At 69.9% G+C, this 14,011-nt stretch carries 15 protein-coding genes; 8 read left to right on the forward strand and 7 right to left on the reverse strand.

Annotated features, from left to right (window positions below):
• Window positions 1-138 precede the first annotated feature (138 nt).
• The 4 genes from radA to ABFX55_RS38140 form a co-directional block, all read right to left on the reverse strand.
• Complete coding sequence (gene radA / locus ABFX55_RS38125; protein WP_183653771.1) at window positions 139-1,551, reverse strand: DNA repair protein RadA; 1,413 nt, start codon at window positions 1,549-1,551, stop codon at window positions 139-141.
• Window positions 1,552-1,857: 306 nt separating this feature from the next.
• Window positions 1,858-2,163, reverse strand: a complete 306-nt coding sequence (gene trxA, locus ABFX55_RS38130; protein WP_183653773.1) for a thioredoxin — start codon at window positions 2,161-2,163, stop codon at window positions 1,858-1,860.
• The gene (locus ABFX55_RS38135) at window positions 2,160-2,534 is read right to left on the reverse strand and encodes a MerR family transcriptional regulator (protein ID WP_346127943.1); all 375 of its coding nucleotides are present in this window, start codon (window positions 2,532-2,534) and stop codon (window positions 2,160-2,162) included. The genes trxA and ABFX55_RS38135 overlap by 4 nt, the downstream gene beginning before the upstream one ends.
• A 40-nt stretch (window positions 2,535-2,574) precedes the next feature.
• Window positions 2,575-3,273 carry a class I SAM-dependent methyltransferase gene (locus tag ABFX55_RS38140; protein ID WP_346127945.1) on the reverse strand — a complete coding sequence of 233 codons (699 nt, stop codon included), beginning with the start codon at window positions 3,271-3,273 and terminating at the stop codon, window positions 2,575-2,577.
• Window positions 3,274-3,312: 39 nt separating this feature from the next.
• Between ABFX55_RS38140 and ABFX55_RS38145 the strand changes: the two genes are divergently transcribed.
• The 7 genes from ABFX55_RS38145 to ABFX55_RS38175 all read left to right on the forward strand — a co-directional run bounded on the left by ABFX55_RS38145 (window position 3,313) and on the right by ABFX55_RS38175 (window position 10,062).
• A complete protein-coding gene (locus ABFX55_RS38145; RefSeq protein WP_346127947.1) occupies window positions 3,313-4,122 on the forward strand; it encodes a sugar phosphate isomerase/epimerase family protein in 810 nt (269 codons plus the stop codon).
• A 40-nt stretch (window positions 4,123-4,162) separates the two neighbouring features.
• On the forward strand, window positions 4,163-4,969 hold the full coding sequence (locus ABFX55_RS38150; protein WP_346127949.1) for a class I SAM-dependent methyltransferase: 807 nt from the start codon (window positions 4,163-4,165) through the stop codon (window positions 4,967-4,969).
• A 2-nt stretch (window positions 4,970-4,971) separates the two neighbouring features.
• Entirely contained in the window at window positions 4,972-5,547 is a 576-nt protein-coding gene (locus ABFX55_RS38155; RefSeq protein WP_346127951.1) for a TetR/AcrR family transcriptional regulator, read from the forward strand.
• Window positions 5,548-5,626: 79 nt separating this feature from the next.
• Entirely contained in the window at window positions 5,627-7,720 is a 2,094-nt protein-coding gene (locus tag ABFX55_RS38160; RefSeq protein WP_346127952.1) for a (Fe-S)-binding protein, read from the forward strand.
• Window positions 7,721-7,829: 109 nt separating this feature from the next.
• Window positions 7,830-8,702 (forward strand): hypothetical protein, encoded by an 873-nt coding sequence (locus ABFX55_RS38165; RefSeq protein WP_346127954.1) that lies wholly within the window; start codon window positions 7,830-7,832, stop codon window positions 8,700-8,702.
• The gene (locus tag ABFX55_RS38170; protein WP_346127956.1) at window positions 8,699-9,763 is read left to right on the forward strand and encodes a glycosyltransferase; all 1,065 of its coding nucleotides are present in this window, start codon (window positions 8,699-8,701) and stop codon (window positions 9,761-9,763) included. Before ABFX55_RS38165 ends, ABFX55_RS38170 begins: the two co-directional genes overlap by 4 nt.
• Before the next feature lie 17 nt (window positions 9,764-9,780).
• Window positions 9,781-10,062 (forward strand): metal-sensitive transcriptional regulator, encoded by a 282-nt coding sequence (locus ABFX55_RS38175; RefSeq protein WP_183653791.1) that lies wholly within the window; start codon window positions 9,781-9,783, stop codon window positions 10,060-10,062.
• 87 nt (window positions 10,063-10,149) lie between these two features.
• Here the strand turns inward: ABFX55_RS38175 and ABFX55_RS38180 are convergent, their stop codons facing one another.
• Both ABFX55_RS38180 and ABFX55_RS38185 read right to left on the reverse strand, forming a co-directional pair.
• Window positions 10,150-10,311: a hypothetical protein gene (locus ABFX55_RS38180; RefSeq protein ID WP_175589978.1), complete on the reverse strand. Its 162-nt coding sequence runs from the start codon at window positions 10,309-10,311 to the stop codon at window positions 10,150-10,152.
• A gap of 195 nt (window positions 10,312-10,506) precedes the next feature.
• Window positions 10,507-12,300, reverse strand: a complete 1,794-nt coding sequence (locus ABFX55_RS38185) for a hypothetical protein (protein WP_346127959.1) — start codon at window positions 12,298-12,300, stop codon at window positions 10,507-10,509.
• Window positions 12,301-12,344: 44 nt separating this feature from the next.
• Here ABFX55_RS38185 and ABFX55_RS38190 point away from each other — a divergent pair, with 44 nt between their 5' ends.
• A complete protein-coding gene (locus ABFX55_RS38190; RefSeq protein WP_346127960.1) occupies window positions 12,345-13,238 on the forward strand; it encodes a DUF1349 domain-containing protein in 894 nt (297 codons plus the stop codon).
• On the opposite strand, the gene ABFX55_RS38195 is transcribed toward ABFX55_RS38190, so the two are convergent.
• Window positions 13,210-13,731: a gamma carbonic anhydrase family protein gene (locus tag ABFX55_RS38195; RefSeq protein WP_346127962.1), complete on the reverse strand. Its 522-nt coding sequence runs from the start codon at window positions 13,729-13,731 to the stop codon at window positions 13,210-13,212. The genes ABFX55_RS38190 and ABFX55_RS38195 overlap by 29 nt on opposite strands.
• Between the last annotated feature and the right edge of the window lie 280 nt (window positions 13,732-14,011).

The following is a 14,011-nucleotide window of genomic DNA, read 5'->3' on the forward strand; positions in this document are numbered from 1 at the left end:
TGAAGCTTTCCTTCTCCATCGTCTACGGCAAGCCAACGATAGGCCAAGGATGCACCAAGGCTGACCCCCGTCCATCACGCTACTGCGGGCCCACGTGGCGGGGCGCCGTTACGGCAGCTTTTCCTGAAGAAGCCCAGCTCAGGTGACGTGAGTGAGCGCGTCCCACACGTTCTCGGCCTCCATGACCTCGAACCCGGGCGCGAAGGCGACGGGCCCGACGGGGACCAGAGCGCGCTCCTCGTCGGGGCGGCGGCGGCCGCCTTCCTCGAGGGATCCGCGCGGCACCAGGGCCCTCTTGAACCCCAGCCGTGCCGCCTCGGACAGGCGGCGCCGGACGTCGCGCACCGGCCTGAGCTCGCCCGCCAGCCCCACCTCGCCCAGCGCGATGAGGCCGGAGGGAAGCGGCTTGTCGCCTGCCGCGCTGGCCACCGCGAGCATGACGGAGAGGTCGACCGCGGGATCGGCCAGCTTGATGCCGCCCACGGTGGCGGTGAAGACGTCGCAGCCGCCGAGCCGCGCGTTGAGCCTGCGTTCGAGCACGGCGAGGATCATCTGCACCCGGAAGGGATCGAGCCCCGAGGAGCTGCGGCGCGGCTGCTGGGCCTCGGTGCGGGCGACGAGCGCCTGCACCTCGGCGGGCAGCGGGCGGGTGCCCTCGACGGTGACGGTGACGCAGGTGCCGGGGACGGGCTCGCTACGCCGCGAGACGAACAGGCCGCTGGGGTCGGTGATGCCCTCGATGCCGCGTTCGTGCAGGTCGAAGCAGCCCACTTCGTCGGTGGGGCCGAACCTGTTCTTGATCGCGCGGACCATGCGCAGGCGTGAGTGACGGTCGCCCTCGAAGCTGAGCACGACGTCGACCAGGTGCTCGAGGGTACGAGGGCCCGCGATCGAGCCCTCCTTGGTGACGTGGCCGACCAGCACGGTGGCCATGTTGCGCTCCTTGGCCAGCCGTACGAGGTTGGCGGCGACCTCGCGCACCTGGGTCACGCCGCCGGGGACGCCGGTGGTCTGCGCCGAGCCGACGGTCTGCACGGAGTCGACGACGAGCAGCTGCGGCTGCACCTTCTCCACGTGGGTCATCAGCGCCGACAGCTCGGTCTCGGCGGCGAGGTAGAGGTTGTCGCGGATCGCGCCGATGCGGTCGGCGCGCAGGCGGACCTGGGCGGAGGACTCCTCGCCCGTGACGTAGAGGACGGTGGTGCGCTCGGCGATGCGGGCGGCGGCCTCGAGCAGCAGGGTGGACTTGCCGATGCCGGGCTCGCCCGCCAGCAGCACGACCGCGCCGGGGACCAGGCCGCCGCCCAGCACGCGGTCGAGCTCGCTCACGCCCGTGGTGCGGGCGGTCGCGATCTCCGCCTTGACGTCGCCGATCGGGACGGCCGGGCCGCTGGTGGCCCCGGCCTGCACCACGTGGACGCCGGCCCTCGCGCCCTCTTCGTCGACCGTGCCCCATGCCTGGCACTCGCCGCACCTGCCGACCCACTTGGTGGTGCGCCAGCCGCACTCGGCGCAGCGGTAACCGGGCTTCTGTGCGGTCTTGGGTGCCATGCCGAGCAGGCTAGCCTGAGCCGCCGACAATCCGCCGCAGCCCGAGCACCTCGGCAACCCGGGTACCTCGGCGACCTGGGCACCTCAGAGACCCGGCCACCTCGGCGACCCGGGAACCTCGGCGACCCGGGAACCTCGGCGACCCGGGAACCTCGGCAGCCCGGCCACCTCGGCAGCCCGGCCACCTCAGCAGACTTGAGCACCTCAGACCAGGTCGAGCGCGTCAAGGCGGGCCGAGCGCGTCAGGGCGGACGGATGATCGACGGGTCAGGAACGGGCAGTGCTGGTCAGGAGAGGTAGTGCTGGTCAGGAGAGGCCGAGTTCGGCCTCGAGCAGGCGCTTGGGCTTGGCGCCGACGACCTGCTTGACCGGCTCGCCGTTCTCGAACAGCAGCAGCGTGGGGATGCCCATGATGCCGTAGCGGGTCATGATCTCCGGGTTCTCGTCGGTGTTCAGCTTGCCGATCTTGAGCCCCCGCTCGGCCTCGATCTGCTCGAGAACGGGAGCGACCATCCTGCAGGGGCCGCACCACTCCGCCCAGAAGTCCACCAGGACGGGCTCGGAGCTCTTGAGCACGAGCTCCTCGAAGTTGTCGGTGGTCAGCTTGATCATGATTCTCCCTTGGCGAAGCATCCAGAGCAGGTCTGGCCGAGTTGGCCTGCCACCTCGGCGCGCCGGGTCAGCAGGACGCGGATCTCCTCGTCGATCTCGGCGAGCTTGCGCCGCGAGACGGCCATCGACTCGGCGCAGGAGGCGCCCGTGGCGTGCCCCGCGCGCAGGCAGTCGACGAACGGTCTGGCGTCCTCCAGCGTGAAGCCGACGGTCAGCAGCGCGCGGATCTCGCTGACCAGCTCGACGTCCGAAGGGTCGTAGTGGCGATAGCCGTTGGACTCCCTGCGTGCCTTGATCAGTCCGTGCTGCTCGTAGTAGCGCAGGGAGCGGGCGCTCACGCCGGTCAGTTCGGCAAGCTCTCCGATCCGCATGTTTCCACGCTAAACCCTGACACCGGTGACAAGGTCAAGCTCAGAAGTAGCGCCAGCGCAGGACGTTCGGGTAGGGGAGTTCTAATCCGGGGGTCTCGGCGATGGCCTCCTCCGCGACGTCGTGGGCGAACTCGATGCGCAGCACGTCCTCGAGGTCGGCCCTGCGCTGGAAGACCATGCGAAGGTCGAGCTTGTCGCGCTGCCAGCCCTGTCGTGACCAGAAGTTCTCCACGGCCCTGGCCGAGTAGGAGGGCACCGTGCGCTGGAACCAGCGGCCGAAGGCGCCGCGGGTGGCGTCGAGGTCGATGACGAAGGCGGCGCCGCCGCGCCGTACGACTCGGGTGAGCTCGCGCAGGCCGGGCTCGCAGCCGGGGCCGAAGAAGTAGGCCCAGCGGGCGACGGCGACGTCGACGCTCGCGTCGGGCAGCGGCAGGTTCTGGGCGGTGGCCGCGTGGATCTTCACGTTGGGCAGGCCCGCGCAGCGGCGTCTGGCCAGCTCGACCAGGTCGCCGTGCGGCTCCACGCCCGTCACGCTCGCCGCGGAGGCGGCGAAGATCGGCAGGTGGTAACCGGCGCCGCACCCGATGTCGAGGACGGTCGCGCCGTCCCATGGGCGGATGGCTCGCATGGCCGCGTTCGCCCTGCCCTCGGGATCGACCGCGCGGTTCTCCAGCTCGTAGACCTTCGGGGCGTTCCAGATGTTGGGGCTGGGGATCGCCCCATTCGCTATGCGCGGCATGGTTCAACGGTACGAGGTCCGGCGGCATACGCTGGCAGCGTGGCAGATGTCATCCGCGTGCCCAATGCGAAGATCGCATTGTCCACGGCTTCGGTATATCCGGAACGCACTCCGGACGCCTTCGAGCTGGCCGCGCGCCTCGGCTACGACGGCGTCGAGATCATGGTGGGGGCAGATCCAGTCAGCCAGGACATCGACGTGATCGAACGGCTGTCCGGCCACTACGGCGTGCCCGTCCTCGCGATCCACGCCCCCTGCCTGCTGGTCACCCAGCGCGTGTGGGGCCGCGACCCGTGGGCCAAGCTGCTCAAGGCCCAGAAGGCGGCCGAGCGGCTCGGCGCGCGCACCGTCGTGGTGCACCCGCCCTTCCGCTGGCAGCGCGACTACGCGCGTGACTTCGAGGACGGCCTGGCGAGGATGCGCGAGGAGACCGACGTGATCTTCGCGGTGGAGAACATGTTCCCGTTGAAGGCGCGCGGCAACGACGTCGTGCCGTACTCACCTGACTGGAACCCGATGGACTACGCCTTCCCGCAGGTCACGCTCGACCTGTCGCACACGGCCGTCTCGGGCTCCGACGCGATGGAGATGGCGGTCAAGCTCGGTGACAGGCTCTCGCACCTGCACCTGGCCGACGGCCTCGGGGTGAGCAACAAGGACGAGCACCTGGTGCCTGGCAGGGGCAACCAGCCGTGCGCGCCTGTCCTCGAACGGCTGGCCAACACCGGGTTCGACGGGCTGGTCGTGCTGGAGGTCAACACGCGCAAGGCGACCAGCCGTACCGAGAGGATCGACGATCTGGCCGAGGGGCTGGCCTTCGCCAGACTGCATCTCGCGGCGACCCGGTGAGCGGCGTCTAGATGGTCATTGTGTGGGGCAAAGTGTTCTCATGAGTGTCACTGGCCCCTCTCGCGCGCTTGGCAGGGTGTTCGACCGGGTCGCCGATGCCTACGACGCCGGCAGGCCCGGCTACCCCGACGACCTGTTCCGCGCGCTGTCGGAGGTCTCGGGTGTCCCGCTGGCAGGCGCGACGGTGGTGGACGTGGGCGCGGGCACCGGCATCTCCAGCCGCGCGCTGCGCGCCCGCGGCGCCAGGGTGGTGGCGGTCGATCCGGGGCGCGAGATGCTCGCCAGGCTCGTGGCGCGCGGCCGTCCCGCCAGGACGGCAGAGCCCCCGGAGGCCGCACGCGCGGGAAGCGACGGCCTCGCCGCGGTCCAGGGTGACGGGAACACGCTGCCGATCAGGGACGGCGGCGCCGACCTCGTGACCTACGCCCAGTCGTGGCACTGGCTCGACCCCGTGGCCTCCGTCGCCGAGGCGAGGAGGGCCCTGCGGGACGGGGGCGCGATCGCCGCCTGGTGGAACACGACCGACGCGGGCCAGGCCGACTGGCTGGCCGCCTACGAGGTGCGCCTGGCCGAGTCCTGCCCCACCTACTGGGGGCCCGCGCTGCCCGAGTGGCGGGTGCCGCAGATCGCCGCCGCCCTGCGGGTCGAGGAGCGCTGGCTGCACTGGACCCGCCTGGTGGCCGTCGAGGAGTTCCTGCTCGACCTGCGCTCCCACTCCTACATGGCCGCCCTGACCCAGGAGGCCGCCGACGAACTGGTGGCCAGGCAGCGGGCCGAGCTGATGAGGGTCTTCCCCGACGGCCTGCTCTCCGTGCCGATGCGCGTCTACCTGGCGGTCGGCAGGTGACCGTGAAGCGGCGCACGGGACGCAGACCGGGAGCGGGCGACACACGCGGTGAGATCCTCACCGCGGCCAGGCAGGTGTTCGCGGAGAAGGGCTTCGACAAGGCGACGATCCGCGGCATCGCCCGTGAGGCCGCGGTCGATCCCGCGCTCGTCCACCACTACTTCGACACCAAGGAGGGCCTGTTCGTCGCGGCCATGCGCCTGCCGATCGACCCGGTGGAGGTGCTGCCCAGGCTGCTGGAGGGCCCACGCGAGGAGGTCGGCGAGCGGCTCGTCAGGATCATCCTGACAGTCACGTCCGACGCGCAGGCCAGGGAGCCCGTGCTCGCGCTGATGCGATCGGCCATGACCAACGAGCAGGTCGTGAGCACGATCCGGGAGTTCATCACCAACGCGCTGCTGTATAAGGTGGCCGACGGGCTCGGTGTGCCGCACCTGCGGATGGAGGCGGCCTTCGCCCAGCTCATCGGTGTGGTGCTGGCACGCTACGTGCTCGCGCTCGAGCCGCTGGCCTCCGCCGATCTGGAGGAACTGGTGGAGTTGCTCGCGCCGACGGTGCAGCGCTATCTGACTCCGTAGAGCAATGTTCTAATATGGCCGTATCGGTGCAAAGTTACTCACCGGTAGGATTGGCCTGACGCCGTCTGTGGGAGGAATCGTGCTCTGGGTAGCCATCATCGGGCTCGCGATGACCGTCGCTGCGGTCGCCGTGGCGGGCCGTCGAGCGCAGTTCCTGTTCAAGCTGGCGACGGTCGGTCCACCGGCGCCCGAACGGATCGAGTACGCCAAGACGCACGCGGGTGCCGAGGCCAAGGCGCAGCTGGTCGAGGTGTTCGGCCAGAAGAAGCTGCTGAAGTGGACGCCCTCGGGCGTGGCGCACTTCTTCGTCATGTGGGCCTTCTTCATCCTGCTGACCGTCTACATCGAGGCCTACGGCTCGATCATCCAGGGCGCGATCACCGGGCGGCCGAACTTCCACATCCCGCTGATCGGTCAGTGGTCGGTGCTGGGCTTCCTCCAGGACTTCATCGCGGTCGCCTGTCTGCTCGGCCTCGTGGCGTTCGCGGTGATCAGGGTCAGGAACTCGCCCAAGACGCTGGGCCGCAAGTCGCGCTTCTCCGGCTCCCACCTCGGTGGCGCGTGGCTCGTCCTGTTCATGATCTTCAACATCATCTGGACGCTGTTCCTGGCGCGCGGCGCCGCGGCCGCCAACGGCAACCTTCCCTACGACGGCGGCGCCTTCGTCTCGCTGGCTCTGGGGAACGTCCTGCCCGCCAGCCCGCTGCTCGAAGAGATCGCCCTGCTCCTGCACATCGGCTTCATGCTGGTGTTCCTGGTCATCGTGGTGAACTCCAAGCACCTGCACATCTTCACCGCGCCGCTGAACGTGCTGTTCTCCCGCCGCCCCGACGGGCTGGGCGCCGCGCCCGAGATGACGGTCGACGGCAAGCCCGTCGACTTCGAGGACGAGGACCTCGACCCCGAGAAGCTCGGCAGGGGCAAGATCGGCGACACGACGTGGAAGGGCTTCCTCGACTTCTACTCCTGCACCGAGTGCGGCCGTTGCCAGTCGCAGTGCCCCGCGTGGAACACCGACAAGCCGCTGTCGCCGAAGATGCTCATCCTCGACCAGCGCGACCACGCCTTCAAGGTCGCGCCGTACCTGCTGCAGGGTGACACCAGCCACGCCGACACCGACGTGCTGGCGCTGCTGGAGAAGCCGCTGGTCGGCGAGGACGGCGTCATCCACCCCGACGTGCTGTGGTCGTGCACCAACTGCGGCGCCTGCGTCGAGCAGTGCCCCGTGGACATCGAGCACATCGACCACATCCTCGACATGCGCCGCTACCAGGTGATGGTCGAGTCGTCGTTCCCGTCCGAGGCGGGGGTGATGGTGAAGAACCTCGAGAACAAGGGCAACCCGTGGGGCATGTCCGAGATGAAGCGGGCCGACTGGATCGAGGAGCTCGACTTCGAGGTCACGCTCATCGACGAGAAGATGCCCGAGGACACCGAGTACCTGTTCTGGGTCGGCTGCGCGGGCGCCCTGGAGGACCGGGCGAAGAAGACCACGAAGGCGGTCGCGGAGCTGCTGCACATCGCCGGCGTGAAGTTCGCGGTGCTCGGCCCAGCCGAGGCGTGCACCGGTGACCCGGCCCGCCGCCTGGGCATGGAGTTCCTGTTCAACATGCTCGCCCAGCAGAACATCGAGACGCTGAACGAGGCGGGCGTCAAGAAGATCGTCGCGACCTGCCCGCACTGCTTCAACACCCTCGCCAACGAGTACCCGCAGCTCGGCGGCACCTACGAGGTCGTGCACCACACGCAGCTGCTGGCCAAGCTCGTGGACGAGGGCCTGCTCACCCCGATCACCCCGATCGAGGAGAAGATCACCTACCACGACCCGTGCTTCCTCGGCCGCCACAACAAGGTCTACAGCCAGCCCCGCGACATCATGTCGAAGGTGCCCGGCGTGCAGACGCAGGAGATGCACAGGCACAAGGACAGGGGCTTCTGCTGCGGAGCCGGTGGCGCGCGCATGTGGATGGAGGAGCGCATCGGCAAGCGCATCAACACCGAGCGCGTGGACGAGGCGTTGACCACGAATCCGGACACCGTCTCCACCGCCTGCCCGTTCTGCATGGTGATGCTGGGCGACGCGATCAACGAGAAGAAGAACAGCGGCGAGGCCAAGGAGACGCTGGAAGTCGTCGACGTGGCGCAGCTGCTGATCAAGTCTGTCAAGGGCTGAGTCGGAAGTCCGCAACACCTGGTGTTGCGGACTTTCCCATGTCAGACGCGCGACGAAGCCGAAAAGCTTTCTCCACATAACGGGAAAATCACGGTAACCTCAACGTCGCATGGCTTCATTCGACGGGGAGGGGCTGCGGATGCGCGTCGTCGTGACCGACGCCGAAGTCACCCTGGCTGACGTGCTCTCCCTCAGACTGGCCGTCGACAGACCGCTGAAACCCGGCATGGAGCTGGTCCTGCGCCACCGCGCGACGGGGGTGGAGCGCCAGATCGCGCTGAGCGCGGCGGGCGTGGAGGTGCGCGACGCCGCCCTCGCGGTCTCGCTGTCTCCGCTGACGCTGACCTCGGGCAGATGGGACGCCTACCTGGGGGACGAGGAGGGCCGCACCCGCATCAGGAGCGTCGACCCCGGCTTCTCCCTCGACCACCTCGACACCTACGCGCTGTCCAGGCGCACGCTCGCCTACAGGGCCTACCGCACCAGGAACGGCTTCCTCGCGCTGAAGATCTGCGCGGCCGAGCCGGCCGCCGAGGTGCGCGCGGTCTGGTTCAGGGAGGGCCGCTTCGAGGTCACGGGCCTGCTGGCCTACACGGGGCTCGACGACGACGACTCCAGGCACGAGGCCACGCTCTCGCTGCACCGCAGCGGCCCCGCGCAGGCTCCCGACAGGCCGGGCGGTGACACAGGGGAAGGGGCGGCGGAGACCACGGTGGCCGCCGTCGCGACCGTCCAGGGAGTGCGCTTCCACGCCGCCGTCTCGCTGGTCGACGTGGTAGCGGCCGATCCCGAGGGCGCGGGCACATGGGAGCCTTCGCTGGAGGTGGAGGGCGTGCCTGCGCCTCTGCGACTCGCCTCGCGGCTCGACGACGTCGACGGCAAGCGCCGCCGCCTGCACTATCCGGCGATGCGCGTGGACGGCGTGCCCGTCAGGCCCTGTTACACCGCCGACGACGAACTGCGGATCGAGGTGGGCGTGTGAAGGTCAGCCTCGTCCTCCCCTCCGCCTACGTGATGCGCGGGGACGTGCGCTCGATCCTCAACCTCGCCTCCGACCTGGCCGAGCGGCACGAGGTCGAGGTCATCAGCGTCAGGCGGCAGAAGGAGAAGCCGTTCTTCCCCGTCAGCGGGCAGGTGGCGATGCGCTCGCTGATCGAAGCGAGGCCGGGGTCGAGGCAACTGCTGCCGCGCGGGCAGATGCGCACCGAGGTGGCGCTGTGGCGCCTGTTGCGCACACTGAAGAGTGATGTTCTCATCACCACCCGGCCTGGGATCAGTGTCCAGGCGGCCAGATCGGCGCCCAGGGAGTCGGTGAAGATCGCCTGGGAGTGGGGGCGGCCTGCCGTACCGGCTCCCGTGAAGCGGTTCTATCCCCGGCTGGACGCGGTGGTGACCTCCACCGAGGGCGCGAGGGACGACTGGCGGCGGCTGCTGGAGACGGCGGGTCCGCCTGTCCACGTGGTGCCCGACGCCCTGCCCGGCGGGCTGTGGCCGCGCTCGCGGATGGACAACAGGATCGTGGCGACCGGCGGGCGCCTGGTGGCCGCCCGCGCCTACGACCGGCTGATCAGGGCTTTCGCGATCGTGGCCGACAAGCGCCCCGACTGGAGGCTGCGGCTGTACGGCTCGGGCCCGGAGGAGCGCAGGCTTCGCGACCTGGTCCGCGACCTGAACCTGCACAACCACGTCTACTTCATGGGGACCACGCCCGACCTGGCGGGGGAGTTCGCCAAGGCGTCGATCGTGGCGACCACGTCACGCGCGGAGACGCTCGGCATGACCGTCCTGGAGGCGATGGGCTGCGGCGTGCCCGTGGTGGGCTTCGACGGGGCCAACGGGCCCGCGGAGTACATCGTGACCGGCTACAACGGCGTCCTCGTGCCCGAGGGCGAGATCGAGATGTACGCCGCGGCCCTGCTCGCGCTGGTCGACGACGACCGTCGGCGCAGGTCCCTCGCCGCCGGGGCGCTCGAGACCGCGACGGGGCACGCGGCGGCCCAAGTCGCGGCGCAGTGGGAACAACTGATCGGTGACCTCCGCTGACTGGGTACCTTTGATGCATGCATGGGTACAGCGGAGACAAGCAGGCTTATCTGACCCGTCTGCGGCGAATCGAGGGTCAGATCAGGGGCCTGCAGCGCATGGTGGAGGACGACGCCTACTGCATCGACATCCTCACCCAGGTCTCGGCGGCCACGCGGGCGCTTCAGGCGGTGGCGCTCGGGCTGCTGGAAGAGCACATCTCCCACTGCGTGACCGACGCGATCAACACCGGGGGCCCGGAGGCCGAGGCGAAGGTCAAGGAGGCGTCGGCGGCGATCGCTCGGCTCGTCCGTTCGTGACTAGTCATCTCGAGCTTCGGTGAGCTATCAGAAAAAACCATGTCCCGGACCCCGCGGGAGTCCGGGACTAGGTCAATGTGATGGTCTTCAGCGGCTCGCCGAAGTCCGCAATCCGAGCGCGTCGTCGAGCTCGTCCAAGGTCAACCGCCGCTCGCTGATCGCGACAGCGGTGAGCACCTCGGCGTAGAGCGCAATCTCGTCCAACGCGACACGGTCGTGGACCCGAGAGTCCAGGTCGTCGTGCCCCACCGCGTCGTCCTTCCTTCCGCAGCCCACACCCTCTTCGAGGTTACGGCGGGGGCCCTTCAGGCGACATGGCCCATCGGGGTCATTCCTTGCGTCGCCGCCCTGCCCCCACACGGATCATTTCCCGTTTCCGAGATCACAATTCGGAGAATCCGCGCACTGGGCCGATATTTACCGAGTAAGGGTGAAATAACGGCATTAGTGGTTTAGATGGGGATCGTCGCGCTCATGGATGAGCCTGTGAACGATCGCGGCCGCTCCGGGAAAGCCGTCGCCCGGCACGGACGTGCCGGTGAGCCGGCACCACGCCAACCCTGAGGCGTACGCGGCGCCCAGCACCGCGGCGGCTCCCTCCCGGGTGGGCGGCACGGCGTCGAGCCAGCGCGGCCCCACCTCGAACCCGTCGGGCTCGGTGGTGTCGCCTCGCGGGGTGGCGAGCTGGGTGTGGAGGGCGTGGCGCAGGCGGTGGTCCAGCCAGGCCGCCACGGTGGGCAGGCCCTCTGGGGTGTCGGCGTGGTCGGCCGCGAGCAGGGCGCCTGCCGTCCTGTGCGGGTCGGGGGAGAACGCCACCGCCTCCAGGAGGTCGCCGACCGTGTGGCGAAGGTGCTCGCCGGGGTCGGTCTCCGCCAGGACGGCCCGCGCCAGGCGGTCGGGCACCCTGGCCAGCCAGGTCCAGCGCAGCGCGTCGTCGGCGGCGGCCGCGCGGGCGACCTCACGCGGGTCGGTGGAGGGCGCCCACTGCGGGACGGCACGCGATCGGGCCGCACCGGTCCGCCCCGTGGCCTCCCCCGAGTGACCCGATGACCAGCCTGAGGTCTCGGCCGAGTGACCGGTGGGCGCCCACCCCGTGGTCTCGCCCGAGTGACGTGGTGATCGGCCTGAGGTCTCGCCCGGGTGATGCGGTGGCCGGCCTGAGGTCTCGCCCGAGTGACCGGTGGGTGCCCGCCCCGTGGTCTCGCCCGGGTGATGCGGTGATCGGCCTGAGGTCTCGCCCGAGTGACCGGCGGGCGCCCACCCCGAGGTCTCGCCAGAATGGCCGGTGGTGGCCCGCCCCGAGGTGTCGTGGGAATGGCCGGTGGTGGCCCGTCCAGGACTTTCGCCCACGGTGGGTGGGGGGAAGGTGGTGTCCCTGTGGACCGGAGGTGGGGTGAGAGGGCCCGTGCCGCGCGTTTGCGGGGCCAGGGGTGGCCGGTACGCGGGGAGGGGGCCTGTGGCCGTCTGGTGGTCGAGGACGGGATTGCGCAGGCTGGGCTCCAGCATCGCGATGAGCGCCTGGGCCCTCGGTGCGAACCGGGCGTCGGCGGCGAGGATCCCCGCCGTGTCGGCCATCAGGGCGGCCAGGCGCAGCGCGGCCCGAGGGGCGCCGGCCCTGACCCGCTCGCCGTACAGGGTGACGAGGGCGGTCAGCGGCGGAGAGGGCAGCCAGCGCACCCACTCGTCACCGGGCAGCGGGCGGCCGAGGTACTCGCCGAACACCGACAGCAACTGCTCGTTGCCGTCGAAGGCGGGGGCGTAGGCGCACCACATGATCGTGGCCCAGATCGCCGCCACCGTGCCCGGCACGTCGCCCGCGAAGACCTCGCGGAAGGAGCTGAGGGGGAACTCGTCGGCCGAGCGCCTGCCGTTCGCCCTGACCAGGGCGCGGATCTCGGAGGTGAGCGCCGAGGGCACGTCGGGCCCGACGAAGGCCTGGCTGGACCAGCCGCTGAAGGCGAAGTCGGGCCCGCGCGGCACCAGGTGCGGCAGCAGGACGCCGGTGTGCGGCTCGATGCGCGCGGGACAGTGGCGGGGAGGGGCGGTCAGGTGCCAGCGGCCGTCACCGGGATCCTGGAGGTACCAACGGGCGTGCGCACCGAAGATCCACCTGCCGCCGTCAGGCGTGGCCAGCGCCCTGGACGCGATCGCATGGGCGCGCGACTGGAGGGGGAGCGCCGTCCAGCGCGGGTCGGTGACCATCGCGCGGACATCCGCCTCGATGGCCGTGAACCGCATGGCGGCATCGTAGCCCGAGGTAAAGACGAGGCAGAATGTCCGTTATGAGAGCGAAGATTGCCGCGTCCGTGGCCGCCGCCGGACTGCTGGCGGGTTGTGGGACGGCGTCCGGGCAGGCTCCACAGGCCTCCGCCAAGGCGCTCACGGTCGCAGGGGTGCGGCCGCCGGACCCCGGTGGCGAGATCGGCACGGCGTCGAGCGAGTTCGCCGACACGGCGGAGCTGAGCGTGTGGAGCAAGCTGAGCGACACCGAAGGCGACCTGAACAGGATCGCGAAGCTCGACGTCAACGCCACCGCCAAGAACGCTCTCTACCTCGAGCCCAAGACCTCCACCTGGTTCGACGCCTTCCGCGGGCCCTTCGTCTACCAGGAACTGGCCGGCGACATCGTGATGCACGTACGGGTCAAGGTCGAGGGCAAGAAGAAGAGCCAGCCCGAGCGGAAGTTCTCGCTCGGCGGCGTGATGCTGCGCGTGCCGCAGTCGAACGCCAAGCCGAACTGGGTCTCCGTCACCACGGGCACCGGCGACGACGCCAAGAGGGTGGAGGCCAAGAGCACGCTGAACGGCAGCTCCAAGCCCAAGGAGGTGGCCGTCAAGGAGGGCTGGATGGAGCTGGTGCTGGCAAGGGCGGGCGGGGTGGTGGCCGCCCTGTACAAGGAGGAGGGCGGCACCTGGAAGGTCGGCCAGCGCTGGGTGAGGGACGACCTGCCGAAGGTGCTGCAGTGGGGCATCACCGGCTACACCGACTGGGACAGCTACGGCGCACTCAAGAAGGACGCGGCCAAGGCCAACGCCAAGGCCGTCAAGGGCCTGCCCGACGTCAGGATGACCGTGGACTACGCGCGCTTCCTGCGTCCCGCCACGCCCGACGGCGCCGACCTGATGACGGTCCCGGACGGCGTGCTGGTCAAACTGCTGACGCCTGCCGGTGCCTGAGCGCCTTGGCCATGTACCTGTCGGCGGTCTGCGCGAAGCTCGCCCTGTCGTCGTCGGTGAGCTCGCGCACGACCCTGCCGGGCACGCCGGCCACCAGGACGCCCCGCGGGATCTTCTTGCCAGGCCCGACCAGCGCGCCGGCCGCGACCAGGGTGCCTGCCCCGATCCTGGCGCCGCCGAGCACGATCGCGCCGATGCCGATCAGCGCGCCGGTCTCGACGTGCGCGCCGTGGACCATCGCCTTGTGCCCGAGGCTCACCCTCGGCTCGAGGACGGCGGGCTCGCCCGGATCGGCGTGCAGGCAGCACAGGTCCTGGATGTTGCACTCCTCGCCGACCTCGACACGTTCGTCGTCACCGCGCAGGACGGAGCCGTACCAGATGCTGGCTCCCCTGCCCACCCTGACGCTGCCGACCACCACCGCACCAGGGGCGATGTAGGCATCGGGGTGAATGTCGGGAACTGCGCCTTCGTCCAGCGCTGCGATGTACATCTTGGACATCGTAGTAGTCCGAGATTTCCCGGGCAGGTATGGCGTTCGGGTTGCGGACTTGGGCAGATGGCAGGAAAGTCATTCCCTGACACGTCGTTGTCGGACCCTCACAAACCGCAAGCCCTCCGCCCAGGCACTCCGCATCACCCGCCACCGGCTGGAGCCGGCGGCTTGCTCCCACGGTCCCGTCTGGTTGAAGGGAGGCCGGTAGCGTGCGCCCACCGCTCGGCCCCGTCCCCCGGTGGAGTGAGGCGTGTCCGCACCGACGGGGGCAGCTCCG

It is taken from the genome of Nonomuraea roseola (assembly GCF_039535395.1).
Lineage (GTDB): Bacteria > Actinomycetota > Actinomycetes > Streptosporangiales > Streptosporangiaceae > Nonomuraea > Nonomuraea roseola.

Coding starts and splice junctions, on each gene's coding strand:
- ABFX55_RS38195 (WP_346127962.1), bottom strand. CDS start 13,731: ATGTACATCGCAGCGCTGGACGAAGGCGCAGTTCCCGACATTCACCCC.
- ABFX55_RS38140 (WP_346127945.1), bottom strand. CDS start 3,273: ATGCCGCGCATAGCGAATGGGGCGATCCCCAGCCCCAACATCTGGAAC.
- ABFX55_RS38135 (WP_346127943.1), bottom strand. CDS start 2,534: ATGCGGATCGGAGAGCTTGCCGAACTGACCGGCGTGAGCGCCCGCTCC.
- ABFX55_RS38185 (WP_346127959.1), bottom strand. CDS start 12,300: ATGCGGTTCACGGCCATCGAGGCGGATGTCCGCGCGATGGTCACCGAC.
- radA (WP_183653771.1), bottom strand. CDS start 1,551: ATGGCACCCAAGACCGCACAGAAGCCCGGTTACCGCTGCGCCGAGTGC.
- ABFX55_RS38175 (WP_183653791.1), top strand. CDS start 9,781: ATGCATGGGTACAGCGGAGACAAGCAGGCTTATCTGACCCGTCTGCGG.
- ABFX55_RS38190 (WP_346127960.1), top strand. CDS start 12,345: ATGAGAGCGAAGATTGCCGCGTCCGTGGCCGCCGCCGGACTGCTGGCG.
- ABFX55_RS38150 (WP_346127949.1), top strand. CDS start 4,163: ATGAGTGTCACTGGCCCCTCTCGCGCGCTTGGCAGGGTGTTCGACCGG.
- ABFX55_RS38165 (WP_346127954.1), top strand. CDS start 7,830: ATGGCTTCATTCGACGGGGAGGGGCTGCGGATGCGCGTCGTCGTGACC.
- trxA (WP_183653773.1), bottom strand. CDS start 2,163: ATGATCAAGCTGACCACCGACAACTTCGAGGAGCTCGTGCTCAAGAGC.